Origin of the sequence: Mesorhizobium sp. 113-3-3 (genome assembly GCF_016756495.1) — a bacterium.
GTDB lineage: Bacteria > Pseudomonadota > Alphaproteobacteria > Rhizobiales > Rhizobiaceae > Mesorhizobium.
On the sequence record NZ_AP023243.1, the window covers coordinates 5,645,561 to 5,671,787 of the forward strand.

The 26,227-nt window shown below is 64.3% G+C and carries 23 protein-coding genes; 8 read left to right on the plus strand and 15 right to left on the minus strand.

What is annotated here, in order from left to right:
- The gene (locus tag JG746_RS27655) at window positions 1-585 is read right to left on the minus strand and encodes an amino acid synthesis family protein (protein WP_202355611.1); all 585 of its coding nucleotides are present in this window, start codon (window positions 583-585) and stop codon (window positions 1-3) included.
- A complete protein-coding gene (locus JG746_RS27660) occupies window positions 582-1,166 on the minus strand; it encodes an amino acid synthesis family protein (protein WP_202355612.1) in 585 nt (194 codons plus the stop codon). Before JG746_RS27660 ends, JG746_RS27655 begins: the two co-directional genes overlap by 4 nt.
- Before the next feature lie 255 nt (window positions 1,167-1,421).
- Between JG746_RS27660 and JG746_RS27665 the strand changes: the two genes are divergently transcribed.
- From JG746_RS27665 to JG746_RS27690, 6 genes are all read left to right on the plus strand, one after another.
- Window positions 1,422-2,426, plus strand: a complete 1,005-nt coding sequence (locus JG746_RS27665) for a BMP family lipoprotein (RefSeq protein WP_202355613.1) — start codon at window positions 1,422-1,424, stop codon at window positions 2,424-2,426.
- Between the two features lie 139 nt (window positions 2,427-2,565).
- The gene (locus tag JG746_RS27670; RefSeq protein WP_202355614.1) at window positions 2,566-4,086 is read left to right on the plus strand and encodes an ABC transporter ATP-binding protein; all 1,521 of its coding nucleotides are present in this window, start codon (window positions 2,566-2,568) and stop codon (window positions 4,084-4,086) included.
- Window positions 4,083-5,123 (plus strand): ABC transporter permease, encoded by a 1,041-nt coding sequence (locus JG746_RS27675; RefSeq protein ID WP_202355615.1) that lies wholly within the window; start codon window positions 4,083-4,085, stop codon window positions 5,121-5,123. The genes JG746_RS27670 and JG746_RS27675 overlap by 4 nt, the downstream gene beginning before the upstream one ends.
- Window positions 5,111-6,094 (plus strand): ABC transporter permease, encoded by a 984-nt coding sequence (locus JG746_RS27680; RefSeq protein ID WP_202355616.1) that lies wholly within the window; start codon window positions 5,111-5,113, stop codon window positions 6,092-6,094. The genes JG746_RS27675 and JG746_RS27680 overlap by 13 nt, the downstream gene beginning before the upstream one ends.
- A gap of 13 nt (window positions 6,095-6,107) precedes the next feature.
- Complete coding sequence (locus JG746_RS27685) at window positions 6,108-7,118, plus strand: nucleoside hydrolase (RefSeq protein WP_202355617.1); 1,011 nt, start codon at window positions 6,108-6,110, stop codon at window positions 7,116-7,118.
- An 11-nt stretch (window positions 7,119-7,129) separates the two neighbouring features.
- Window positions 7,130-8,062: a nucleoside hydrolase gene (locus JG746_RS27690; RefSeq protein ID WP_202355618.1), complete on the plus strand. Its 933-nt coding sequence runs from the start codon at window positions 7,130-7,132 to the stop codon at window positions 8,060-8,062.
- Between the two features lie 24 nt (window positions 8,063-8,086).
- Here JG746_RS27690 and fghA read toward each other — a convergent pair whose 3' ends face one another.
- Window positions 8,087-8,941 (minus strand): S-formylglutathione hydrolase, encoded by an 855-nt coding sequence (gene fghA / locus JG746_RS27695; protein WP_202355619.1) that lies wholly within the window; start codon window positions 8,939-8,941, stop codon window positions 8,087-8,089.
- 71 nt (window positions 8,942-9,012) lie between these two features.
- Window positions 9,013-11,082, minus strand: a complete 2,070-nt coding sequence (locus JG746_RS27700) for an oxidoreductase (protein ID WP_202355620.1) — start codon at window positions 11,080-11,082, stop codon at window positions 9,013-9,015.
- Between the two features lie 273 nt (window positions 11,083-11,355).
- Between JG746_RS27700 and argE the strand changes: the two genes are divergently transcribed.
- A complete protein-coding gene (gene argE / locus JG746_RS27705; protein WP_202355621.1) occupies window positions 11,356-12,522 on the plus strand; it encodes an acetylornithine deacetylase in 1,167 nt (388 codons plus the stop codon).
- Here argE and JG746_RS27710 read toward each other — a convergent pair.
- The 9 genes from JG746_RS27710 to JG746_RS27750 all read right to left on the minus strand — a co-directional run bounded on the left by JG746_RS27710 (window position 12,510) and on the right by JG746_RS27750 (window position 22,135).
- Window positions 12,510-13,454: a LysR family transcriptional regulator gene (locus tag JG746_RS27710; RefSeq protein ID WP_202355622.1), complete on the minus strand. Its 945-nt coding sequence runs from the start codon at window positions 13,452-13,454 to the stop codon at window positions 12,510-12,512. The genes argE and JG746_RS27710 overlap by 13 nt on opposite strands.
- A gap of 50 nt (window positions 13,455-13,504) precedes the next feature.
- On the minus strand, window positions 13,505-14,995 hold the full coding sequence (locus JG746_RS27715; RefSeq protein WP_202355623.1) for an aldehyde dehydrogenase: 1,491 nt from the start codon (window positions 14,993-14,995) through the stop codon (window positions 13,505-13,507).
- 41 nt (window positions 14,996-15,036) lie between these two features.
- A complete protein-coding gene (locus tag JG746_RS27720; RefSeq protein WP_202355624.1) occupies window positions 15,037-15,711 on the minus strand; it encodes a DUF1028 domain-containing protein in 675 nt (224 codons plus the stop codon).
- A 5-nt stretch (window positions 15,712-15,716) separates the two neighbouring features.
- The gene (locus JG746_RS27725; RefSeq protein WP_095775926.1) at window positions 15,717-16,133 is read right to left on the minus strand and encodes a RidA family protein; all 417 of its coding nucleotides are present in this window, start codon (window positions 16,131-16,133) and stop codon (window positions 15,717-15,719) included.
- Between the two features lie 142 nt (window positions 16,134-16,275).
- The gene (locus tag JG746_RS27730; protein WP_202355625.1) at window positions 16,276-17,550 is read right to left on the minus strand and encodes a flavin-containing monooxygenase; all 1,275 of its coding nucleotides are present in this window, start codon (window positions 17,548-17,550) and stop codon (window positions 16,276-16,278) included.
- A gap of 147 nt (window positions 17,551-17,697) precedes the next feature.
- Complete coding sequence (locus JG746_RS27735) at window positions 17,698-19,302, minus strand: GMC family oxidoreductase N-terminal domain-containing protein (RefSeq protein WP_202359490.1); 1,605 nt, start codon at window positions 19,300-19,302, stop codon at window positions 17,698-17,700.
- 62 nt (window positions 19,303-19,364) lie between these two features.
- A complete protein-coding gene (locus JG746_RS27740) occupies window positions 19,365-20,168 on the minus strand; it encodes an ABC transporter ATP-binding protein (protein ID WP_202355626.1) in 804 nt (267 codons plus the stop codon).
- A gap of 13 nt (window positions 20,169-20,181) precedes the next feature.
- On the minus strand, window positions 20,182-20,994 hold the full coding sequence (locus JG746_RS27745; protein WP_244730469.1) for an ABC transporter permease: 813 nt from the start codon (window positions 20,992-20,994) through the stop codon (window positions 20,182-20,184).
- Between the two features lie 151 nt (window positions 20,995-21,145).
- Window positions 21,146-22,135, minus strand: a complete 990-nt coding sequence (locus JG746_RS27750) for an ABC transporter substrate-binding protein (protein WP_202355628.1) — start codon at window positions 22,133-22,135, stop codon at window positions 21,146-21,148.
- 313 nt (window positions 22,136-22,448) lie between these two features.
- Between JG746_RS27750 and JG746_RS27755 the strand changes: the two genes are divergently transcribed.
- Window positions 22,449-22,982 carry a peptide deformylase gene (locus JG746_RS27755; protein WP_202355629.1) on the plus strand — a complete coding sequence of 178 codons (534 nt, stop codon included), beginning with the start codon at window positions 22,449-22,451 and terminating at the stop codon, window positions 22,980-22,982.
- 99 nt (window positions 22,983-23,081) lie between these two features.
- Here the strand turns inward: JG746_RS27755 and JG746_RS27760 are convergent, their stop codons facing one another.
- Window positions 23,082-24,701, minus strand: coding sequence for a GMC family oxidoreductase (locus tag JG746_RS27760; RefSeq protein ID WP_202355630.1), 1,620 nt, complete (start codon window positions 24,699-24,701; stop codon window positions 23,082-23,084).
- Window positions 24,698-26,212 carry an FGGY-family carbohydrate kinase gene (locus JG746_RS27765; RefSeq protein ID WP_202355631.1) on the minus strand — a complete coding sequence of 505 codons (1,515 nt, stop codon included), beginning with the start codon at window positions 26,210-26,212 and terminating at the stop codon, window positions 24,698-24,700. The genes JG746_RS27760 and JG746_RS27765 overlap by 4 nt, the downstream gene beginning before the upstream one ends.
- Window positions 26,213-26,227: the final 15 nt, after the last annotated feature.

The following is a 26,227-nucleotide window of genomic DNA, read 5'->3' on the forward strand; positions in this document are numbered from 1 at the left end:
TCAGCTCACACCGTCGACCCCGACGATACTTTCCTTGGTCAACCCGCCGACGCGCGCGTGCGGCCTGCCGGAATCGGTGACGGCGATGGCGACGACGATCTCGTCGGCGCGCGGCGCATCGGGGACACGGACCTCCATGCCGTCGAAATGGCTGCGCACCTTCGCCGCATCCTTGTGGCCGAGCGGAATGTCGAGCGGCACGCCGAGGCCGCCGCGCTTCTTCGACGAGGGAATGAGCGCGGCGCCCTTGCCCAGCACATCGCGGAACGGCGCGCCGAGCTTTGGATGAAGGATGGCGGCGGCATGTTCGAGTTCGCCGTCGGCGCCGACCGCGGCGGCCTTGCCGAAGCTCTCGACCTGATCGCCGGCAATGCCAAGCGCCGCCACCGCCCGCCTGGGCAGGATGTCGCCCAGGGCTTCGCCGATATCGACCAGCACCGACAGATTCTCGGCAAACACGCCGGCATAAGGGTTGCGGATCACCGCGATGGCCGCGGCACGCCGAGTCGGCGGGTCGACGGGGCGGCCGCCTTCGATCCGGGTTTCCTCGACGATGTTGATGATGCGGCGGATTTCCGCGCTCATCGCAATCCGTCCTCGCCCTTGATGTCGGCCGCCGCCAGGCCGCCGACCCGCGCATGGATGCGCGGGCCGGTCGTCATCGCCAGGATGACCGCCATCTCGTCGCTGCGCGGCGCATCGCCAACGCCGATCTCGATCGCGTCGAAATGGCTGCGCACATAGGAAGCGTTGATGTGGGTGATCGGAATGTCGATGCGCGTTCCAGGAGCCCCGACCTTCTTGGTCGAGGGTACGATAGCCCTGGCGTTGCCGAGCAGCTCGCGCATCGCATAGCCACCCGGATTGTGCCAGAGCGCGCCATGTTCAAGCTCGCCGGCGGCACCGACGATGGCTCCCTTGCCATAGCCTTCGACAGCGGCGACGCCACCGCCCATGGCATCGATCAAGCGCCGCGCCATTTCCAGGCCGAGCGGCTTCAGATCTTCCATGAAGCCAGTGATCTCCTCGACGTAACGTCCGGCAAAGGGATTGGCGATGACGGCGACGATCGCGCCCCGCTTGAGCGGATGTGCCGCGGGCGGCCCGCCTTCATGGAAGACCTCTTCGACCTGGACCAGAAATTTCCTGACCACCACAGCTGGCATTGCGCGTATCCTTCGTCCCGTCATTCATGAAAACTCGTTAGAGTATCAACAATTATGCATCACCGATATTTGTCAAGCACCGCGGTAAGAGGATGCCAATGACAGGCCCGGAAAACTGCATCGGATGACGATTGACAGCCTGTCGGGCCGCTCCTAAACTCATATGACCATCAACGAAATTGCCAGCATTCCGGCGGTGTGTGAGGATGGTCAAGGCGTGGCTTCAAAAGCTGAAAAAAGCTGAAGGGGAATGACATGAAAAGGGCGCTCAAGAGTTTATTTCTGGCCGGCACGATGCTGGCCGTTTCGTTGGGGTCGGCCGCCGCACAGGCCAAGGTTTCGGTGGCCGCCATCTCAGGATATTTCGCACAGGGCTTTGGCGTTTCGATCGTCAACGGCCTCAACAAGGCCAAGGCCGATTTCGGCATCGACCTCAAGCTGGTCGACACCGGCAATCGCGCCTTGGACTATGAGGAGCAGTTCGAGAACCTCGCCAAGGGCAAGCAATACGACCTCATCTTCGTCATGGGCTGGGAGCTGGTGGATTCGCTGCAGAAGGTCAGCAAGAAATATCCCGACCAGCGCTTCGTCTTCATCGATGGCGTGCTCGACAATCCCAAAATGATCTATGCCAACTTCGCCGAGGAACAGGGCTCCTTCGTCGCCGGCGCGCTCGCCAGCATGATCGAGGCCAAGGGCAGTGAATTTCCCAAGATCGGCGACGGCAAGGCAATCGGCTTCGTCGGCGGCCGCGACATCCCGGTGATCCGCAATTTCCTTGGCGGCTATGAGCAGGGCGCCAAATACGCCGCGCCCGATGTGAAGGTGAACTCCGTCTTCGCCGGCACCTTCGATGACCCGGCCAAGGGCAGCGAGCTCGCCCAGGCGCTGTACGGCCAGGGCTCCGACATTGTCTACAACGTCGCCGGCCCGACCGGTGAAGGCGTGATGCAGGCCAGTGCGGCCGCCGACAAATATTCGATCGGCGTCGATATCGACATGTGCGGCACGGCTCCCGGAAATGTGCTCGGCAGCATGCTGAAGCGCGGCGACATCGCCGTCTATACGCTGATCAAGGATGAGGTCGGGGGAAACAAGGTCACAGCCGGCACCCGCACCTTCGACCTTGCATCGGGCGGCGTCGAGTTCAAGGTCTGCGACGACATCGCGCCGAAGATCCCGGCCGACGTGACCACCAAGCTCGACGAGATCAAGAAGGGCATCCTCGACGGCAAGATCGTGATCGCCAAGGCGAAATAGGCAACCGCGCATCCCTCCCAAGAAAGCGCTACGCTGATCCGCCGCGGCCTGCCGCGGTGGATCAGCGTCCAGTCTGCCAATCTGCGAGAGCATCGTGTCGAACGCGCCGGGGTCCCCGACCCTCCACAGCACAGTAGCGATGGCCGTCGAATTGACAGGCATCACCAAGCGCTTTGGCGCCTTCATCGCCAATGACGGCATCGATCTTGCCGTGCGCCGGGGTGAGATCCACGCCATCATCGGCGAGAACGGCGCCGGCAAGACGACGCTAATGAACATCCTTTTCGGCCTGCTGCAGCCGGACGAAGGCTCGATCCGACTGAATGGCGAGGCGACGGTGGTCGCCGACCCGGCCGCCGCCATCAAGGCTGGGCTTGGCATGGTGCACCAGCATTTCAAGCTGGTGCCTTCGCTGTCGGTCGCCGACAATGTCTTTCTCGGCATGGAAATCCGGCGTCATGGATTGATCGACCACGCCGCGCAGATCGCACGCACGCAGGAACTGTCGAAGCGTTTCGGGCTGCATGTCGATCCGACCGAGCGCGTCGGGCTGCTGTCCGTCGGCATCGAGCAGCGCATCGAAATCCTGAAAGTCCTGGTGCGTGGCGCCCGCACCATCATCCTCGACGAGCCGACCGCCGTGCTGACGCCGCAGGAAAGCCGCGAACTGTTCCAGACGCTGCGCAGCTTCGTGGCCGAGGGCATGACGGTGATCTTCATCTCTCACCATCTGGAAGAGGTGATGGAGGTGTCCGACACGGTGACGGTGCTGCGCAACGGCAAGAAGGTGGCGACCCGCCCGACATCGGAACTCAATAGGGATGAGCTGGTGCGCATGATGGTCGGCCGCGAGGTCAGTTTCGACCGGCGGCCGCGCGCGGCGCTTGACGGCGACATCGTGCTGGATGTCAGGGATCTCTGGGCGCGCGACGATCGCCGGCTGCCGGCCGTTCGTGGCGCCAGCTTTGTCGTCCGTTCCGGCGAGGTGGTGGGCATTGCGGGTGTCGCCGGCAATGGGCAGACGGAACTGGCCGAAGTGCTTTCGGGCCTGCGGCCGGCAAGCCATGGCGAGGCCCGGCTGAAAGGCCAGGACCTCACCACGCTCATCCCCGCCGCGATCCGTGAGGCCGGACTTGCCCATGTTCCGGGCGACCGTATGGTGCGCGGCGTCGATCGCAATGCATCGATCGCGGCAAACACGCTGATGGGCCGCCAGCACAGCGCGCCGTGGAGCCGCAACGGCGTGCTCGACTGGAAGGCGATTGCCGCAAATGCCGCAGCGCTGATCAAGAGCTTCGACATTCGCGCGCAAGGAGCGGGCGATGCCGTCAAGCGGCTTTCCGGGGGCAACATCCAGAAGGTGGTGCTGGCGCGCGAATTCACCAATGGCGCCGACTTCCTGCTGATCGACCAGCCGACGCGCGGCGTCGACATCGGCGCCCAGGAGGCCATCCATGACGAGATCATGCGCCAGCGCGCGGCGGGCCGGGCGATCCTCTTGATTTCCGTGCAGCTCGACGAGTTGGCGGCGCTCGCCGACCGCATCCTGGTGATGTTCAATGGGCGGATCATGGGCGAAGTCGCCGGCGACGATGCCGATGAAGACCGGATCGGCATGATGATGGCGGGCGTGTCGCCGCAGCTGGAGCCCGCACGATGAGCGACCGTTTGCGCGCCTTTTCCGGCCAGATCATCGCCGTGGGCGTCGCCTTGCTCTTGGGGGCGATCATCATCCTCCTGGTCGGCGAAAGTCCGATCCATGTCTTGATGACGCTGCTGCGCGGCGCCTTTGGCGATCAGGAAAAGATTGCCGGCACGCTGCTGCAGACGACGCCGATCCTGATCTGCGGCGTCGCCGCCTGCATCGGCCTGCGCGGCGGCATGTTCAATGTCGGCATCGAGGGCCAGCTGTTCCTCGGCGGTTTCGCCGCCGCCTGGGTCGGCTTCACCTTTTCCCTGCCCGCTGGCATCCATATGCTGGCGGCGCTGGCACTCGCGGTCGTCGCGGGCGCGGCCTGGGTTGCCATCCCCGCCTTTTTCCGCGCCCGCTACAACACCAACGAGGTCGTCTCGACGATCCTGTCGAACTACATCGCGGTGCTGCTCACCTCCTACTTCACCATCTTCCTGTTCAAACGGCCCGGCGGCTGGTCGGAGACGCCGCCGATCCTGGCGACGGCCTATCTGCCCGAGATTTTTTCCTTCTCGCGGCTGAACTGGGGGCTGTTCATCGGCCTGGCGCTGGCGGTCGGCGTCGCGCTGATCTTCCGCTACACCAGCTGGGGCTATGGTGTGACCATGGTCGGCTCGGCGCCGAAATTCGCCGAATATGGCGGCGTCAACGTGAAGCGGCAGGGCTTTGTCGTGCTGCTGCTTTCAGGTGCCGTCGGCGGCCTCGCCGGCGGCGTCGAGACGCTCGGCGTGCATCACCGCTTCATGGAGGGCTTTGCTCCAGGCTTCGGCTTCGACGGGCTGATCGCCGCCCTGCTCGCCAATGGCTCACCGGTCGCCACCATCGTCACGGCGCTGTTCTTCGGCGCGCTTCGCAGCGGGTCGCTGCTGCTCGAGGTCGACACCAGCGCCTCGCGCGAAATCATCACCGTCATCCAGGCGCTGATCATCCTCAGCGTATCGGCGCAGGTTCTGATCAAACGCCGCGGCGACAGCCAGGCGGGGGAGCGGCGATGGAAATTCTAGACAAGCTCATCAACGTCGCGCTGATCGCCGCGACCCTTCGCACCACCGCGCCGATCCTCTTGGTGGCGCTCGGCGGGTCGTTCACCACCAAGGCCGGCATCTTCAACATCGGCCTCGAGGGGCAGATGCTGGCCGGCGCCTTCTTCGCCGTCATCGGCTCGATCTGGACGGGTTCGGCATTCGCGGGCGTCGCCTGCGGTGTCGCCGCGGCACTTGCCTTCGCGCTGGCGTTTGCCGTGCTTGTGGTGACGTTCCGGGCTAATGAGGTGGTCGTCGGGCTGGCGCTCAACATCCTTGCCGGCGGCATGACGATCTCGCTGATGAAAGCGATTTTCGGCACGCGCGGATCGATCGTCGGTCACGGCATTGTCGGCCTGCCCAAGGTGCAGATACCAGGCGCCCAGGCGCTGCTCGGCTCGTGGGCGCCGCTGATCTCAGGGTTCACGCCGATCGTCTATGTCGCGTTCATCGCGGTGCCGCTGCTGGTGCTGTTCTACAACCGCACCCGGCTCGGCCTCTACATCCGCGTCGTCGGCGAAAAGCCCGAAGCTGCGGAAGCACTCGGCATTTCGATCACCCGCGTCCGCTACATCGCCTCGCTATTGTGCGGATTGCTGGCGGGGTTGGCCGGCGCGCATCTGTCCCTCGGCTACATCACCATGTTCACCGAGAACATGTCCTCGGGCCGCGGTTTCATGGCGGTGGCCATCCTGATCTTCTCCAATGGCGATCCGCTGAAGGTGCTGGCCGGCTGCCTGCTGTTCGGCTTCGCCGATGCCTTCTCGCTGCGCCTGCAGACCTTCGGTTTCCCGTCCTATCTGGTGCTCACCGTGCCCTATGTCGTCGCGCTGACGGCGCTGTTCGCACTGTCCTACCGGGCACGGCCGAAAATCATCAAGGAGACGCTGGCCTCGATGCAGAAACTTCTGTCGGTGGACAGGAACAGCGCCCCGGTCGACAAAAATCCCTAGTGAAGGAACTCTCATGGAACGCATAATCCTCGACGTGGATTCTGCCGGCGACGACATTCTCGCCGTGCTGTTTGCCGCGGCGAACCCGAATATCCGGCTCGAAGGCGTCACCACCGTCACCGGTGCCGCAGGCCCGATCGAACAGGTCACCAATGTCGTGCTCAACACGCTGACGCTGGCCGGGCGCGACGACATTCCGGTCCATGCCGGCGCCTGGCGGCCGATCGTCGGCAACGCCAAGGCCGACATGGAAGCGCCGGTGCATTTCGAGAAGCGGCTCGTTGCCCGCTTCGGCGACCGGCTGAAGAAATTCAACCCGCCGGCGCCGCCTCCCTCCCGCCCGGCAACGCCGGGACACGCGGTCGATTTCACCATCGAGACGGTCATGGCCAATCCCGGCGAGATCACGCTGGTGACGACGGGGCCGCTGACCAATGCAGCGATGGCGCTGCTGCAGGAGCCGCGCCTGACGGGCGCGTTGAAGCGGCTCTTGGTGCTTGGCGGCAACTTCCAGACACCGGGCAACATCACACCGCTGTCGGAGTACAACATCTGGGCCGATCCGGAGGCTTCGCGCATCGTGCTCAACGCCGATGTCGAGAAGATCCTGGTGCCGCTCGACATCTGCGAGGACAACCGCGTCGCCGCTTCGATGCTGACGCGCGACGATATCGCCGACATGCAGGCCGTTGCCCGCAAGAACGCCGTCTTCGACATGATCGCCGACAGTTTTCCGATCTACATCGACATCTGGCGCGAGTTCTTCGACCTCGTCGGCTTCCCGATGGACGACGTCATCACCGTGGCGCTGGCCTTCGACCCCAGCCTTGCCACCATGACCGAGCCGCTCTTCGTCGATGTCGTGCTGGATGGGCGTCTGGCACGCGGCCAGACGGTTGCCCATCGCGGCCGCCAATTGCTGCCCGGCGGCGGGCCGAAGACCACGCGCATCTGCACCGATCTCGACGGCCGCCGCTTCCTGAACATCTTCAAGCAAACCATCGCGCGCTACGAAGCCGCGTGAGGACCGACAAAATGACCATTGCAACACCCATCCTGTTCGACTGCGACCCCGGCCATGACGACGCGATCGCGCTGGTCATGGCGCATCGCTCGCTGGCCATCGAATTGCTCGGCGTCACCACCACCTGCGGCAACGCCGAGGTCGAGAAGACGACGGCCAATGCGCTGCGCATCCTTGAATATATCGGTGCCGGCGACGTGCCGGTCGCGCAAGGCTGTCACCGTCCGCTGGCGCGGCCGCTGGTGCTCGGCACCGCCGACGGTCCGAGCGGCCTCGAAGGCTCGCCCTATCTGCCACAGGCGACGATCAAGCCGGTCGACCAGCACGCCGTCGATTTCCTGGCCGACAAGCTGCGCGCCGCGCCCGAACCGATCCTGGTCGTCGCCACCGGTCCGCTGTCCAATATCGGCCTGATGATCCTCAAGCATCGCGACGTGCTGCCCAAGATCAAGGAATTGATCTGGATGGGCGGCGTCTTCTACCGCAAGAGCGAGATCATCACGCCGACGGAGTTCAACGCTTTCTGCGACCCGGAAGCGCTGAAGATCGTGCTGGACAGCGGCGTGCCGATCCTGATGGTCGGGCTCGACGTCACCATGCAGGTGCTGATCGAGGCGCCGCAATATGCCGAGCTCGCCACCATCGAAACGCCGCTCGGCAAGCTCGTCAACGACTGGCTGCTGTTCTACGAGAAGCTGCACCGCAACTCGATGGGTGTCGGCGGCGCCATGCACGATCCGTTGGCGCTGGCGCTGGCAATCGATCCGACATTGGTGCGCACCCGTCCGGCCCATATCGGCGTCGATCTCACAGGCACCTATGCGTTCGGCGCGACAGTCGCCGATTTCTGGGGCGAGCGCGGCGAGAACGACAATGCGCGTATCGCCCACGAAGTCGACGCGGACCGTTTCTTCAAGCTGATGTTCGACCTGTTGCGGGATTAGGCCCGCTCGGGACAATCCCTTGGTTCAGCGTGGATCGGACAATCTCTGGGCATGCCATTTCAGATGGTCGTCCATGAATGTCGAAATGAAGAAATACGAGTGGTCGTAGCCGTCCTGCATGCGCAGCGTCAGCGCAATGCCGGCCTTGGCGCAGGCCGCTTCCAGCAGCCACGGCCTCAGCCCGTCCTTGAGAAAGCCGTCCGACGTTCCCTGATCGACGAAAAGTTCCGGGAAGCGGTGGCCATCCTCGATGAGCAAGGTGGCATCGTAGCCCCGCCATGACGCCTCGTCCGCGCCGAGATATTTTTCGAGGGCGGGCCGCGACCAGCCGGCGGTGCTCGGCTGCACGATCGGCGCGAAGGCCGAGCAGCTTTTGAAGCGCTCGGGATTCTTGAGCGCGATCGTCAACGCCCCATGCCAGCCCATCGAGTGGCCGAAGATCGCCTGGCGCGTCATATCGGCCGGAAATTCCTGGGCGATCAACGCCGGCAATTCCTCGGTGACATAGGAATACATGCGGTAGTTCTTGGCGTAGGGCGCTTGCGTTGCCTCGACATAGAAGCCGGCGCCGCAGCCGAACTGCCAATTGTCCTTCTCGTCGGGAACATCGGCGCCGCGCGGGCTGGTGTCGGGACAGACGACGATCAGGCCAAGCTCGGCGGCCATGCGCCTGTACTCGCCCTTGTCCATGACATTGGCATGGGTGCAGGTCAGGCCGGAGAGGTACCATACGACAGGGCAAGGCTTTTCACCGGCCTGCGGCGGCACGAATACGGCGAATGTCATGTCGCAGGAGCAGGCATCCGAAGCATGGGAATAGACGCCCTGCACGCCGCCATGCGACTTGGCCGTGGAGATGGTCTTCATCCGGTCCGACATGTTCTTCTCCGCCATCGGCAAACGTCACGGCCGCCTGTCTAAGGACCACGGTTGCCAGGCGCAAGTCCCGCCTATTCCGCCGCCAGGGCCGTCACCTCCCGCCGGAACGGCAGCGCATCGCCGATATCGTCTTCGTCCAGTTCACGTGCGAAGCGGTGGCCGGCATAGGTTGCCCAAGCGATCGGCCCCGGCGCCTCGGCATCGCCGATGACCTTGATCGAACTGATACCATTGTCGGCCCATTCGTCGCGCCGCGCTTTCAGGTCACGCCAGACCTGATCGTCCTGCTGGCGCGACGTCACCAGCACCACGGCGTCGGCGGCAATGTCGCGTTCCGCACCAGAATAGGCACAGGCGGTGGCGACGCCACCTTGTACGATGCGCGTCACGGTCCGGTTGAGCACGATCTCGACGCCGAGCCCGGCCAGACGGCGGTGGATGGCGCCCTGCTCCAGCGTGTTGCGGGTCCAGTCCGAGACATAGGCGGACGGCGTCACCAGCGTTACCTTCGCGCCCTGACGCGCCATCAGCTCAGCCAGAACGCCGCCCATAAAGTAGTGGTCGTCGTCGAACAGCACGACATTGCCGGTCGGCACGTTTCCAGCCATCAGATCGTCCGGCGTGTAGACCGGCATGGCCGGGTCGATCGGCATCGGCACGACATGGGCGCGCGCCACGCCGTCGCGGCGCCATGTCGAGCCGGTGGCAAGCGCGATGTTCTGAAAACCGAAGGCCAGTATGTCCTGCGCCGACAACCGGCTATCGAAATAGATGTCGACATTGGACATCTGGCTGAGCTGGTACTGGCGATAGTCACGCACGCGGCCCCAGGCCGACAGGCCCGGCAAGCGGCATTCGCGCGCGACGCGGCCGCCAAGTTCTGTGCCGGCCTCGGCAATGGCCACCTGGTAGCCGCGCAAGCCGAGCGCACGGGCGGCCTCCAGCCCGGCGGGGCCGGCGCCGACGATCAGCACGCTGTCGCTGTCGCCCTTGGCCTGCATGCGTTCGGGATGCCAGCCCTTGCGCCACTCCTCCATGAAGGTCGGGTTCTGCGTGCAGCGCGAGATCGACATGGTCATGTCACCGGTGATGCAGATGTTGCAGCCGATGCATTCGCGGATGTCCTCGATGCGCCCCTCCTCCACCTTCTTCGGCAGGAAGGGATCGGCGATCGACGGGCGGGCGCAGCCGATGAAATCGAGCGTGCCGGATTTGATCATCCTGACCATCACATCCGGCGAGGTGAAGCGGCCGACGCCGACGACCGGCTTCGAGGTCAACGTCTTGATGCCGGACACCAGGCTTTCCTGCGCGGCCTCTTCCTTGAAGCGCGACGGTCCCGAGCAATCCTCCCAGGCGCCATGCGCCAGATCCCAGAGGTCGGGCAATTCGGCATGCATCTCGATCATGTCGCGGACTTCGGAATTGGCGAAGCCGAGCTCGCCGATCATTTCGTCCAACGACAGCCGCAGCGTCAGGCCACAGGTGTCACCGATGGCATCCCTGCCCTCCTCGATCAGCTCGCGCATCAGCCGCGAGCGATTTTCCAGCGAGCCGCCATATTCGTCGCTGCGCTGGTTGGTGGCGGTGGACAGGAAGTGCTGGATGATGCCGAAGCCGTGCGCGCCGTAGAGGCAGACCAGATCAAAGCCCGCCAGCTTGGCGCGTTTGAAGGCGTTGCGGTGCCAGCGCCTGAGGTCGCGTATATCCTCTCTGTCCATGGCGCGGGCCTGAACCGGATCGTTGGTGAAGGTGCGGATGGGCAGAGCCGACGGCCCGCGCGGCACTTCCTTGGTGTAGAGGTTCGGGCCGTTGATGCCGGAATAGGCAAGCTGAATACCGGCCAGCGCGCCATGCTGGTGCATGGCCTTGGCCATCTTCGCCAGCGCCGGGATGTCGGCGTCGTCCCATAGCCTGAGCTCGATGAAGGGCGTGATCTCCGAAGTATGGTGCATCTCGGTCTGCTCGGTGAAGATGACGCCCCAGCCGCCTTCCGACTTGATGCGCCGCATCTCGGCCGCGGCGGAAGGATCGCGATAGCCGCCGCCATTGCAATGCGGCACCTGGTAGAAGCGGTTCTTCGCGGTCACCGGACCGATCTTCACGGGCTCGAACAGAATGTCGTAGCGTGGATCACGCATGGTGCTTCCTTCCTGCCAGCGTCGCATCTCGGCATGCGCGGCGATGGTTTTGGCGCAAGCCGGTCCGCCCCGTGGGTAGATGCCTTGAACCTACTCATAAGTTGCGACGCGTGCCGGAAAACTACAGATTTCTTCTGTGCCGATTAGGACGCGCCTAATCAGCCCTCGCCGCCTGGATTAGCATCCGGCAAATCCCGGCTGAGCCAAATGCGACTTCAAGGCCGTGGTCGCGCGATGCTAGATAGCGTGCACGGCCAATGAGACGCGAGACGCATGGACAGCATCCAGATCCTTGAAAAGCTGATCGGCTTTCCGACAGTCAGCCGCGACTCGAACCTCGACCTCGTCAGCTACGTGACGGACCTGCTTTCGGCACAGGGCATTGCCTGCCAGATCATCCGCAGCGCGGACGGCCATAAGGCCAACCTGTTCGCCACCATCGGACCGGCCGACGCTCCCGGCGTCATGCTGTCCGGTCACACCGACGTCGTTCCCATCGAAGGGCAGGACTGGACGCTACCGCCTTTCGAGATAACCGCACGCAACGGCAGGCTATACGGCCGTGGTGCTGCCGACATGAAGGGTTTCGTCGCCTGCGCGCTTGCCGCCTGTCTTAAGGCCGCGAAAATGAGCCTGCAAACGCCCTTGCATCTGGCGCTTTCCTATGACGAGGAGATCGGCTGCATCGGTGTGCACAGCCTGATCGACATGTTGCGTACGGCGCCGCACCGGCCATTGCTGTGCATCGTCGGCGAGCCGACCAATATGCAGGTGGCGACCGGCCACAAGGGCAAGCTCGCGGCACGCGCCGTCTGCAAGGGACGGGAAGGCCATTCGGCACTCGCTCCCCTGGCGCTCAACGCCATTCATCTCGGCTGCGACTTCGTCTCCGCATTGCGCCGGGAACAGGACCGGCTGGCCAGCGATGGCGCGCGCGACGGCGACTATGACATTCCCTACACGACCGTCCATGTCGGCAAGATCAACGCCGGCGTGGCGCTCAACATCGTGCCGAACCTGTGCCAGCTCGACTTCGAGATCCGCAATGTCGCGGCCGACAATCCCGACCAAATCCTCGACGGGCTGCGCGCGGAGGCGCAGCGCATCGCCGCTGCTGTTTCAGCGATCGCGCCGGAAGCCGCCATCGACATCGAGATCACCAACACCTATCCGGGGCTGGACACGCCGGCGAATTCGCAGGCCGTCGCCTTCGTCAAGTCGCTGACCGGCGCCAACGACACGATCAAGGTTGCCTTCGGCACCGAAGGCGGATTGTTCAGCCGCGACCTCGGCACGCCGACCATCGTGTGCGGACCCGGATCGATGGCACAGGGACACAGGCCGGACGAATTCGTCAGTGTCGAACAGTTGCGCCGCTGCGACGACATGCTGGAAAACCTGTTGCGGCGGCTTGCCGATCACCGGCTTCAGGCAATGTGACTGACCACCCGGCCGCTGCCGAACACACCCTGTTCGACGACGAAACGGCGGCAGTGGTCGATGAAGGCCTGCACCGTCTGCGTGCGGTGCTCGGCGTTGGGCAAGGCAACCCCCATGGTCAGAGGCCGCAAATCCCCCGCCAGCGGCACGAAGACCAGCGGCTTGCCGTCCGGCGCCAGCGTGTTGAGCGGCCGCATGTTGGCGATGCCATAGCCGAAGCCGTTCGCGACCATCGACCGCATCACCGCGATGTCGCCGGTGCGCTCGGCAATGTTCGGCCGGATGCCGCGCATCTGGAAGGCCGAGAGAAAATATTCGCGGCTGTATGGCAGGTCGAGCAGCACCATCGGCTCGTCGGCCAGCTCTTCCGTCGTGATCGAAGCCTTGCCGGCGAAGCGGTGCCCCTGCGGCAGCATGACATAGGCCGGCACCAGCATCAGCGGTTCGAACGTCGTGTCCTGCGACAGTTCGAGATCGTAGGTCAGCGCCGCGTCGATTTCGCCGCGCTGCAGCATTTCGAGTAATTGACCCTGGTTGCGTTCGAACTGCCGGAACCGCACGTCGGGATAGGCGCGCTCGAACTTCATGCGCAGCGTCGGCATGACGATCTGCGCGAAGGTCAGCAGGCATCCGACCGCCAGCGGTCCGCGCACCTTCTCGGCGATGTCGCCGGCGATATCGTGCAGGGCGTCGGCGTCGGCCAGCAGCCTGGCGGCCTCCTTCAGGAAAACCCGCCCGCCAGCCGTGAGCGACAGGCCATGCGAATGCTTGCGGACAAAAAGCTGGACGCCGAATTCGGCCTCCAGTTGCGCGATCGACGCCGAGATCGAAGGCGGCGAAACATTGACCTGCTCGGCCGCCTTGGTAATGGAGCCGGCTTCGCCGACAGCGACGAAATATTCCAATTGTCTCAGGGTGAAGCGTAGCGGCATGGGCTTCTATGTTGCCGGTTTGGGCGCCGCGATCAAGCGCCCGCGCGGCTTCAGTACTTGATCCATGTCGTTTTCAGCGCGGTGTACTTGTCCAGCGCATGCAGCGACAGGTCGCGGCCGAAGCCGGATTGCTTGACGCCGCCGAATGGCGTCATCGGGCTCAACGCATCGACCGTATTGACGGAAACCGTGCCGGCGCGCAGCCGGCCGGCAACGCGGTGCGCGCGCGAAAGACTGTCGGTCCACAGCGAGGCGGCCAGCCCGTACGGGCTGTCATTGGCGATGCGGATGGCCTCCTCCTCATCGTCGAAGGCGATGACCGAAAGCACGGGCCCGAATATCTCGTCCCTGGCAATCGGATCGTCATGGGCGACATTGTCGAAGATGGTCGGCTGGATGAAGCTGCCGCGGCCGTTGACCGTGACGCGATCGCCGCCGGCGACCAGGCGCGCGGTCTTCTTGCCGGCCTCGACGAAGCGCATGACGTTGGCGGCGTGGCGGGCATCGACCATGGCGCCCATTTTCGAGGCCGGGTCGAGCGGATCGCCGGGCTGGGTGGCCGCCGCGCGCGCAACCAGCTTCTCTACGAAGACATCCCTGATGGAGCGTTCGACGAGCAGGCGCGAATTGGCCGAACACACTTCGCCCTGGTTGAAGAAGATCCCAAACGCTGCCATGTCGGCCGCCGCAGCGAGATCGCCGCAATCGGCGAAGACGAGGTTCGGGCTCTTGCCGCCCGTTTCGAGCCAGACCTGCTTCATGTTCGACTGACCCGAATATTGCAGGAACATTTTGCCGACCGCAGTCGATCCGGTGAAGGCAAGGCAATCGACATCCATATGGCGGCCGAGCGCCTGTCCGGCCGTCTCGCCAAGGCCAGGCACGACATTGAGCACGCCGGCGGGCAGGCCCGCCTCCATGGCGAGTTCCGCCAGCCTGAGCGCCGAGAAAGGCGACTGCTCCGCCGGCTTCAGCACCACCGAATTGCCCGCGGCAAGCGCGGGCGCACATTTCCAGGTCGCCATGTCGAGCGGGAAATTCCATGGCACCACGGCACCGACCACGCCGAGCGGCTCGCGGCGTACCAGCACCAGATCGCCGCCGCCGGTCGGCGCCACTTCGTCATAGATCTTGTCGATGGCCTCGCCATACCACTGGAAGATCGCCGCCGAGCCAGGGACGTCGACGGTCGCTGCATCCGTGACCAGCTTGCCCATGTCGAGCGACTCCAACAGGGCAAGCTCCTGCAGGTTTTCGCGCAGCAGTTTTGCCAGCCGCAGCAGCACCTCCTTGCGGTGCGCCGGGCTCGTGCGCGACCAGACACCGGCCTCGAAACTGCGGCGCGCCGCGGCAACGGCCAGATCGATGTCTTCCTCGCCGCATGACGCCACCTCGGCCAGCGTTTCGCCGGTGGCCGGATTGATGCTGGCGAAGGTTCGGCCCGAACGCGCGGCAACCGTCTTGCCGTCGATGAACGCCTTGTCGCGAAAACGGATCGCCGATGCCTTGCCGATCCAGTCCTTGTGACTGAGTTCGCTCATGCGGATGCCTCCCCCCTGTATGCCGGCTGCTTGCGTGCCGGCTACTCGTCGCCCGGCACGCCGTAGCTCGGCGCGTCAGACGGATTGATCGCGCGGGTCACATAGGCATCGAGCTGCGGCTTGTAGCGGTCCCACAAGGCCGCCAGCTCCTCGATCGGGCAGTTGTCGGTCCAGTCGCAGCGCAGGTCCGCGACCGGCCAGGCGACCTCGCGCACCAGCTTCAGTCCGGCCGAATGGACCGGGCCTGCCTCGCCCCCCGCTTTCAGCGCGGCGCGCATGGTGGCGATCAGGCGGTCGCCGAGATGCCCTTCCGAGGCCAGGAAGGCCTCGACCATGGCCTGCGGCACGCCGTCGTGAGCCAGCATGTTGCCGCCGCAGGCGACATTGTCCGAGCGCGCTTCCGCCCAGATGCCGAGCGCCTTGGGTCCGGAATGGATCGCCGTCGTCCCGGCGGCATCGACAGCCAGCACCTGCCGGTATTCGCTGTAGGCGCCGGTGCGCTTCAGGATGGCGACCGCCTCGGCGGCCGAGGCGCCGCGCGCCAGCAACTCAAGCCCCCTCGTGCCGAGCGTCGGATCGGTGACGTTCTGGCTGGCGACCGCCCCTACGCCCGCCTGCGCGTAGGCGCAGCGCGCCGCCACCGCCGGTGAGGAAGACGACACCGCGACGCCGAACATGCCCGTGCGGCTGCACCGCGCGACGATCGAGAAGGTCATGGCGCTCAGTCCGGAATGACGGCGGTACCGTCGATCTCGACCAGCCAGTCCGGCCGCGCCAGCGCCGACACGACGAGGCCGGTCGAAACCGGATGCACGCCTTTGATGTACTCGCCCATGGTGCGGTAGACCGCCTCGCGATGGCGCACGTCGGTGATGTAGACCACCACCTTGACCAGATGCTCCATGGTGCCGCCGCACTCCTCGATGAGTTGCCTGATGTTCTGCATCACCTTGTGCGTCTGCTCGGCCGGATCGTGGCTGCCGATATTCTTGGCGGTGTCGAGATCCTGCGGGCACTGGCCGCGCAGATAGACCGTGCGGCCGCCTCGCGTGACGACCGCCTGGCACAGATCATTGTCGAGCTTCTGCTCGGGATAGGTGTCCTTGGTGTTGAACTTGCGGATTCTCGTATGCGCCATGCTGGTCTCCATCAAATCGGGCTAGAGCGTTTCGCCGTTTCACGGAAACGGCAAACCGCTCTATCTTTTTGTTTTTACGCAATTCCGGACGGAAAACCGCTCACACTTTTCCTGGAATTGCTCTGGCAGTCGTCAGCTCTGGTCAGGCGTCCACTGTCTCGCGCCGTGCTGCAGCGTGATAGGCCAGATATTTGCGCTGAGTGGAAATGCGGTCCGCGACATGCTTGGCATCGTGCCAGACACCCCAGATGAAACTCGACCCTCTTCGCGATTGCCAAGGCAATCCCAGGAAGTAGATCCCGGGCTCGGTCGAGACGCCGCGCTGATGCCTCGGCCGGCCCTTCTCGTCAAAGGCATCGACCTTCAGCCAGCTGTAATCGATGGCAAAGCCTGTCGCCCAGATGATCGCCGCTATCCCGGCGCCGGCCAGATCGAGCTCGCGAAGCGGGTTGGCCAGGCAGTCCGGATCCGGGTCGATCCGACGGGCCGCGGGCTCCTCCGGAAGGTCGAGCCCGTTGCGCGCGACATAGGCGTCGGCCTCGTCGAGCAGCGACATCAGGTTGGCGTCACCGCGGGCAATGTTCTTCGCCAGATCGGGCGCGAAGGTCAGCACACCGTCCTGATATGTCTTGGTCATGCCGACCAGGGTAAGCCCCTGCGCGGCCAGCCGACGGAAATCAATGGTCTCGCCGCCACGCGCGCCGCTCACCGCGATGGTGACATGTTCCGTGCCAGGCCCCGGGGTTTCGAGGTCCCATTTGCCGAGAACGCCAAGCCACCAGCAGAAATCGCGCCCGCGATAAGCGCGCGGCGGGCGGTCGTGTGGGCCGACCGAGAGGTAGACGCGCCGGCCCGAGCGCTGAAGCTCATCGGCGATCTGCACGCCCGACGATCCCGCCCCGACCACCAGCACCGCGCCCTTCGGCAACTGCCCGGGATTGCGGTACGCGCTGGAATGAATCTGCAGGAGATCTGCATTTGCAGGGACAAGGGCGGGGATGACGGGGACCTGGAAAGGCCCGGTCGCCGCCACGATGCTGTTGGCCTCGATCACCCCGTCCGACGTCTCGACGCGGAACCCGGGCCGCCCGACATTTCTTTGCGCGAGCTTGACCTCGACGCCGCAGCGGATCGGCGCCTTGATCTGCCTTGCATAGGCAGCGAAATAGTCGGCAACCTCCTCCTTGGAGGGAAAGCCGTCAGGGCCCGTCTCGGGAAATTCCATGCCCGGGAAGCGGTCATGCCAGGCCGGGCCATTGGCAACGAGCGAGTCCCACCGCTGCGAGCGCCAGCGCTCGGCGATCCGGCCACGCTCAAGAACGAGATGCGGCACGCCGCATTTGCTCAGATGCTCGGACATAGCCACCCCCGCCTGGCCACCGCCGACGACAAGCGTGTCTATTTTTTCCACCGACATTTCTGCGTCCTTTCCCCCCAAAGAGTTTCCGCGGATGCGAGGAGCTCAGATCGCTGGTGTACTGGAGGGACTGATTAGCGAAAATTACGATTTCATGTGGCAGTGGTTAGCTTGTCCCTAAACGCCAGGAGACGAGCCAACGCGAGACTACGACAGCATCGCCCTGGCTGCTTTTTCGCCGATCATCATGGACGGCGCATTGGTGTTGCCGCCGATCAGCGTCGGCATGATCGAGGCGTCCGCCACCCGCAGATTGTCGAAGCCGCGCACCTTCAGGCCGGCGGGATCGACCACCGCCATGGCGTCGGTGCCCATCTTGGCCGTGCCGACCGGATGATAGACGGTGAGCGCCTCGGCGCGCAGATAGGCGAGGATCTCGTCATCGGAGACGACATCGGGTCCCGGCAGGATTTCCGGTCCGCGAATAGCGGCAAAGACCGGCGAAGCCAGAATGGAACGCGCGACCTTGATGCCCTCGACCAGGGTCAAGGCATCCTGGCCGTCACTGAAGAAGCGGTGATCAATCAGCACGTTGCGGCGGGTGCCGTCGTGCTCGAGCGTGATTTCGCCGACGCTTCCGGGCCTGAGCACGCAGATGTGCACGGCATAGCCATGGCCATATTCGACGAGCCGGCCGCGATGGCTACGGTAGCCCGGGACAAAGTGGAATTGGACATCGGGAATATCGCCGGCATATTTCGTGCTGGCGAAGCCGCCGGCCTCGACATAGTTGGTCGTCAGCATGCCCTTGCGCCGGGCGAAATACTGAAAGGGCGCGGCCAGCATCGCCGGCAGGTTGGCGAGCGACAGGCCGAGCGTCCTGGTGCTGTTCGACCGCACGGTGATCATGCCGTCGACATGGTCGCGCAAATTCTTGCCGACGCCGGGCACGTTCATCACCGGCTCTATCCCGGCCGCCTTCAGCTCTTCGGCCGGGCCGATGCCGGAAGCAAGCAGGATGCGCGGCGATCCGATCGCGCCGGCGCTGAGCACCACCTCGGCGCGGCATGACAGCCTTTGGGCTGCTCCGTCCCTGGTCACATTGACGCCGGTGACGCGCCCGTTTTCGATCGCCAGATCAAGCACCTCGACGCCTGACAGGACCTGCAGGTTCGGGCGGCCGAGGACCGGCCGGACGAAGGCCGAATAGGCCGAGAAGCGCTCACCCTTGTCCTGGGTGACGTTGTAGATGCCGAGGCCGAGTTGGCCATCTCCGTTGAAGTCGCGGTTTTCGGGCAGGCCCACGTCTCGGCCCGCCTCGACCCACAGGCGGGATACGGCGTTGGGGTCGCGTGGATTGTCGACCAGCAGTTCACCGTCGAAGCCGTGATAGGCCGGGTTCTGCGACAGGAGATTGCGCTCCAGTTTCTTAAACACCGGCAAGACATCGGCATAGGACCACCCAGCGCAGCCAAGTGCCGCCCACTCGTCGTAGTCTTGCGCTGCGCCGCGGATATAGACCATCGAATTGATCGAACTCGACCCGCCGAGAAGCTTGCCCCGGTTGACCGGTATGCGGCGGTTGTCGAGCAGCGGCTGCGGCACGCCCTTGTAGCCGTAGTCGAACTTCGGATTGCCGTAGAGCGAGAGGATGCCGGCCGGCACGCGCACCCTTGTGCGGTCGTCGCTGCCGCCGGCCTCGATCAAGCAGACACTGCTAGCGGGGTCGGCGCTCAGCCTGTTGGCCAGGACACAACCGGCCGAGCCCGCGCCGATGACGATATAGTCGAATTCCGCGGCCGCGATGCTCATGCCGGTTTTCGTTTCATGCATGTCGTCTTCCCAAAACCGAGGTCACTTTTGGGCGACATGCATTAGTGCTCGTCGTCTTCGTCGTTCTTCAAGAGTTCAAGGATTTCCCGCTTCATGGTGATGAAGTTCGGCTCCATGACCAGGTCCATGCTGCGCGGACGCGAGAAGCCGACGCGGATTTCCTTCTTGATCTGGCCGGGCCGGCCGGACATGACGAGCACCCGATCCGCCAGCAGGATCGCCTCGTCAATGTCGTGGGTGACGAAGAGGACGGTTTTCTTGGAATGGTCCCAGATCCGCAAGAGAAGCTTCTGCATGGAGTGGCGGGTCTGGCTGTCGAGCGCGCCGAAAGGTTCGTCCATCAGCAGCACCTGCGGATCGTTGGCGAGCGCACGTGCGATCGCCACGCGCTGCTTCATGCCGCCCGACAGCTGCGAGGGATAATGGTTGGCGAATTTCGCTAGGCCGACCTCATGCAGGAAATGCTCGACGATGGCCTTGCGCTCGGCCGCCGACATGCCTTTCCGCTTCGGGCCGTATTCGACGTTCTGCGCCACGGTGAGCCAGGGAAACAGCGTATAGGCCTGAAACACCATGCCGCGATCGGGGCCTGGCTCGGTGACCGGCTTGCCGCCCACGGAGATCATGCCGCCGGTGCGCTCCTCCAGACCGGCAATGAGATAGAGCAGGCTCGACTTGCCGCAGCCGGATGGGCCGACGATCACGCAGAACTCATTGGGCACGACATGGAACGAGATGCCGTCCAGCGCCAGCACCGCATTGTCGCCCGTGCCATAGCGCAGGGCCACATTGTCGATGGCGATGTCGGAGCTCTTCGGTTTTGTCGCGAGTGTCACGGCATCCATGTCAGCGAACTCCTCAATTGGCCCAGGGAGCGACGAGGCGGCGGATGCCCCGGAACAGTTGGTCGGTGCAAAGACCAAGGATACCGATCAGGGCGATGGCCATGAAGATGACGTCGACCTGGAAGCCGCGCATGGCCTTGAGCGAGATGTAGCCAAGCCCGCTGCGCGCGGCGACGAGTTCGGCGACGACGAGATAGGTCCAGGCCCAGCCCATGGTGACGCGCAGCACGTCGAGCACGTTGGGAAGCGTGGCCGGAAAGACGATATGGAAGACCGTGTCGCTGCGTTTCGTGCCGAGCGTGTAGGCGGCATTGACCAGGTCGCGCTGAACGCTGCGGGCGCTGTCGGCGATCATCACCAGTTGCTGGAAGAAGATGCCGAAGATGATGACGGCCACGCGCTGCTCGATGCCGATGCCGATCCAGAGGATGAAAAGCGGCACGAAGGATGTCACCGGCAGATAGCGGATGAAATTGACGAGCGGATCGAGCGCGGCCTGGACGATGCGGTAGGTGCCCATCGTCAAGCCGAGCGGCACCGCCACGATGCTCGAAAGGACGAAACCGATCAGCACCACCTGGACGCTGGCCAGCACGTGCTCCCACAACGATCCGTCAAGCGCCATCCTGATGGTGGTGGACAAGACGGATTCCGGGCGCGGCAGGAACATTTCCTTGACCGCTCCGGAATAGGTCAAGGCGAACCAGCCGCCAATGACCGCGACCCAGACCAGGACGCTGAGCGTGATGGAGAGAGGACGCGACACAGCCTGGAAAGGCGTGGCGACAGCTTTCCAGGCGGATCGACCGGGCTGATTTTTATCCACGCTCGTGGTCACGATATGGCTGATGGGAGATGTTGCATTCGGTGCCAGTGTCACAGAAAAACCCTTTGGGCTGGATGGACCGCAGGCGCGAGGCTCGGCCCACGGTCCAGCGATCTCACTTTACAAGGTGAGATCACTTCGCAAGGCCAGATCACTTTGCAAGGAAGGATGGATCGACGAGGTCGTCGAATTTGATGTCCATCTTGAGCTTGCCGAAGCCGCCCCAGACATCGCCACCGAGCTTGATCAGCTTGCCGGATTCGCCACTCTCGCCACCGGCGAAAAATTCTGCGTTGCGGTCCTTGCCGTAGAAGTTCACGCCCGCGGCGGAAGAGGCGAAGTCCTTCGGATCCTTGAGCCAGCCGCCGACGCCCTTGGCCATCACTTCATAGGCCTTCTCGGGATTTTCCTTGATGAACTCGTTGGCCTTGTAGAGCCCCTTCACCAGCGCTTCGACATCCCCGGGGTTCTTGGTGATGTAATCGCAGTTCAGCGCCACCACGTCGACGATCAGGCCGGGCGTCTTCGAGGAGTCGATCAGCACCTGGCCCTTGTTTTCCTTCTTGGCCAGCGTCAGATGCGGCTCCCAGGTGACGGCAACGGGAATGCGGTCGGCCATGAAGGCGGCGGCGGCGTCATCCGCGGTCATATTGGTGACCTTCACGTCGGCCTGGCTGAGACCGGCCTGCTTGAGCAGGATGTTGAACCAGAACTGCGACACCGAGCCCTCGTTCAGTCCGACTTCCATGCCCTTGAGGTCGGCGACGCTCTTGACGCTGCTCGGCGCCAGCACGCCGTCGCCGCCATGGCTGTCGTCCAAGGCATAGACCGATTTGAAGCAGACGTCCTTCGAACGGTACTTCATGATTTCGTCGATGGTCGAGGCGCTGCCGTCGAGTTCGCCGGCGGCGACGGCCGCCATGTACATCGACGCCTCCTCGATGATTTCGAGCGAGACATCGAGGCCGCCTTCCTTGAAGTAGCCCATGTCGCGCGCAAGGAAGAGCGGGCCGTATCCGACCCAGGTCGTCATGCCCAGCTTCAAGCTGCCGGCTTCGGCGTGGAGGCTCACCGAAAGCGCGCTCAGCGCAATGCCGGCCGCCAGTGCGGTACGGCGAAACTTCGAGATCATTGTCGTCATCACGTTCCCCTGTCTTTTTTCTGAGGTCAGGCGCTGCCCGCGCCAAAACAACCCGCTTCGGACGCATCGCCGAAGGCTGCCGCCTGACGTTCTTTTTGTTCTCTTTCAGCCGGCGGAGGGAACAAAGCACGCTGTGTGCGATGCACAAATAATGATTTTCGATAATTCTGCTTAGGCTGGGCCTAACCAGGGCCGGCGGAGGCGGACCGCCATGGCCGGGCTTGCCTGCAGTTGCGCAGCCCCCGCCAGCCGGTCAAAATCGAGATAAGGTTGACGGCTTGGCCTTTGCGATTGCCGAACGCGGGAGCGAGATATGACGATACGGCCAATCGTGAGATTTCCCGACCTTCGCCTGCGCTCCCTCGCCGAGCCCATATCGGTCTTTGACGAAGACCTGCGCCGGCTTGCCGGCGATCTCACCGATACAATGCGCGCCGCTCCAGGGATCGGCATCACCGCCCCTCACATCGGCATCCTGAAGCGGCTGGTCGTCCTCGAACTGTCGCCGGCGTCAGGCCCACGCAGCTACGTCAACCCCGTCATTCTCTGGGCATCGAGCGAAATGATCCGCCATGTCGAGGGCAGCGTGTCCATGCCAGGGGCTACCGAGGAGATCGAACGGCATGCGCGCGTCCGTGTCGGCTACCAGACCCTGGATGGCGACGAAGCTGTCGAGGAGGCCGAGGGCCTGCTCGCTGTCTGCCACCAGCACGAGATCGACCAGCTCAACGGTCTGTTCTGGATCGAGCGGCTGTCCCGCCTGAGGCGGGAGCGTCTTGTCAAACGATACCAGAAACAACAGCGGGGCTCGCCGCAAAGCTCTTCAAATGCACTCATGAAATCTTGAAGAGCGTACCGTAGCCTGAGATGCTTCGGGATTGAAGCCGTGCGCCCGATCAATATCGGCGGCTTCGGCATCCGCGGGACGCCGCAGATGGCCGCGGCATTATTGGCGCGGATCCTGCAGGATCATCTCCGATGCCTTCTCGGCGATCATGACGACGGGAGAGTTGGTGTTGCCCGAGACGATTGTCGGCATGATCGAGGCATCGACCACGCGCAGTCCGGCAAGCCCGTGAACGCGCAGGCGATCGTCGACCACCGCCATCGAGTCCGGACCCATCTTGCAGGTACCGACGGGGTGGAAGATCGTCGTGCCGATATCGCCGGCCTTGCGGATGAGATCTTCGTCGCTGTCATATTGCGTGCCGGGCAGCATCTCTTCGGGCGCAAAGCGTGCCACGGCCCGTGCCTTCATCAGGGTGCGGACATGGCGTAGCGAAGCGACCGCGACGCTACGATCTCCCGTGGTGGAGAGATAGTTCGGCCGGATCTTGGTCGCCTCGCGCGGCTCGGACGATGCCATATGCACGGTGCCCCGGCTTTCCGGGCGCAGATTGCAGACCGACACGGTGACCGCCGGAAAGCGATGCAGCGGCTCGCCCAGACGGTCGGTGCTCAGCGGTTGCACATGATATTCGAGATCGGGCGTCTCGAGACGCGGATCGCTCCTGGCGAAGATACCGAGCTGGCTCGGCGCCATCGACAGCGGCCCGCTGCGTTTGAGCGCATATTCGACGCCCATCGCCGCGCGGCTGATCAGATTGTGATAGCGCTGGTTGAGCGTCGCAGCATTGGCGACCTTGAAGACCGTGCGTATCTGCAGATGGTCCTGCAGGTTTTCGCCGACGCCCGGCAAGGCGTGACGAACCTCCACGCCGATGCTCGAAAGCAGATCAGGGCGCCCCACCCCTGACAGTTCGAGGATCTTCGGCGAGTTGATGGCGCCGGCGGCAAGGATCGTCTGCCCGGCGCTGACCCTGTGCAAGCGGTCACCCTGGCGGAAGACCAATCCGGTGACGCGCCGGCCGTCGAATTCGAGCCGTTCCGTTTCCGCCCCGATCACCACGCGCAGGTTCTTGCGCGCCGCAATGCCGCGCAAAAACGCCTTGGACGTGTTCCAGCGCACGCCCTGCCGCTGGTTGACCTCGAAATAGCCCGAGCCTTCATTGGTGCCGGTGTTGAAATCGTCGGTGCGGGGAATGCCGAGTTCCTCGGCGGCGTCCCGGAACGCGTCGAGGATCGGCCAGGACAGACGCTGGCGTTCGACCCGCCACTCGCCGCCGCTGCCGTGCATGGCGCTCTTGCCGCCATGATAGTCTTCCGACTTGCGGAAGTACGGCAGCACATCGTCCCAGCCCCAGTCGACATTGCCGGCCTGCCGCCAGCCCTCATAGTCGGCGGCCTGGCCGCGCATGTAGATCATGCCGTTGATCGACGAACAGCCGCCCAGCACCTTGCCGCGCGGATAGTTGAGGCTGCGTCCGTTGAGACCGGCCTCCGGCTCGGTCTTCATCATCCAGTCGGTGCGCGGGTTGCCCATGCAGAAGAGGTAGCCGATCGGGATATCGACCCAGTGATAGCGATCGCTGCCGCCGGCTTCGAGCAGCAGCACCCGATTGCGCGGATCGGCCGACAGCCGGTTGGCGAGTACGCAGCCGGCGGAGCCGGCACCGACGATGACGTAGTCGTAATCGCCGAATGGAGATGATGAAGTTTCGCTCACGTGCGCGCCTGCCGTGCGGCGATGCGCTCCCACATCGGAATCATCGCCTGGTTGATCTCGCCATACAGGCGATACCGTCCTGCGTAGGCCTCGGCAACCGCAACGTTGGGCGCGAAGTGGCGGGCGGCGGCCGTCATGGCGGCAGCGCCGGCGCTGTAGTCCGCGAAGATGCCAACGCCGGTGCCGGCCGCTATCGCCGCCCCCAGAGCGCCGGTCTCACGGCTGCGCGCCACGGTTACGGGCACGCCAAGCACATCGGCGAAGATCTGCGGCCAGACGCTGCTGCGCGAGCCGCCGCCGGACAGCACCACGCTGTCGAAGTCGGCGCCGGCCTTGTGCAAAGTCTCGACATGGCGCCTGTGCTCGAAGGCGACGCCCTCGAACAGCGCGCGCAGCAGATGCGCTCTGCCGTGCCAGCCGGCGATACCGTAGAAGCCGGCACGCGCATGGCCATTCTGCTGCGAGCCGTAGAGGAAGGGATGATAGATCGGGATGTCACCGTCAGGATCGACGGACGCGACGAGCTCGCTGCACAATTCGAACGGCGATTTGTCCGCCTCGCCGTCATGTTCGAGGAATTCGCGAACGATCCATTCCAGATTGGCGGCCGAGGTGGCGCTGGATTCGATCGCCAGATAGCGCCGGCGATCGAAAGTCGACAGCATGAAGATCGAAGGGTCGCGGATCGGCTCGTCGGTGATGACCTGGTTGATGCTCCAGGTTCCAGCGATGACCGAGGCGGCACCGGTCCTGGTCACGCCGGAGCCGACCGCGCTGGCGACGACGTCGAACAGCCCGGCCACCACGGGCGTGCCGGCACGCAGCCCGGTCAACGCTGCCACCTCCGCGCTGACATGCCCGGCAATGTCGGCCGATTCCAGCACCGGCGGCAAAAGGTCGATGCAGTCACCGAGCCCATAGGCGGCAAGCAGGTCCGGCTCGTAGCGGCGGTCCTGCATCTGCAGCAGGCCGCAGCCCGACATGTCGGAGGTATCGCTGCAGCGTGCGCCCGTCAGCCGATTGACGACGAAATCCTTGCACAGGAACACCGTGCCGATGCTGGCGAAAAGTGCCGGTGAAAAGCGCTTGAGCCAGGCAAGCAAGGTCGGTGTCTGCGCCGCCCATGGCCGCTGCAGGCAGTGCGCATAGGTGCGGTCGCCGACATTTTGTTCAGCCCATTCGGCGACAATGCCGACGGCGCGGGTGTCGAGCGACTGGATGCCGATCAGCGGCGCGCCCGCGCGATCGAGCGCATAGAGCCCGTTGCCATGGCCGGCGCAGCCGATGGCGACGATCTCGCCGGCATCGATGCCGGCTTCGGCTATGCATTGGCCGATGACCGAAACCGCGTTGCGCCAGAGTTCGTCGAGGTCGCGCTCGACATGGCCGGGCTTCGGCATGGATGAGCGGCCATCGCGGGCGGCGAGCGCCAGCTCGCGTCCCGACAGGTCGAACAGGATGGCCTTGATGACGGTGTTGCCGGCGTCCAGACCGAGAATGTAACTTGCCATTGGCGCCTCCCGATG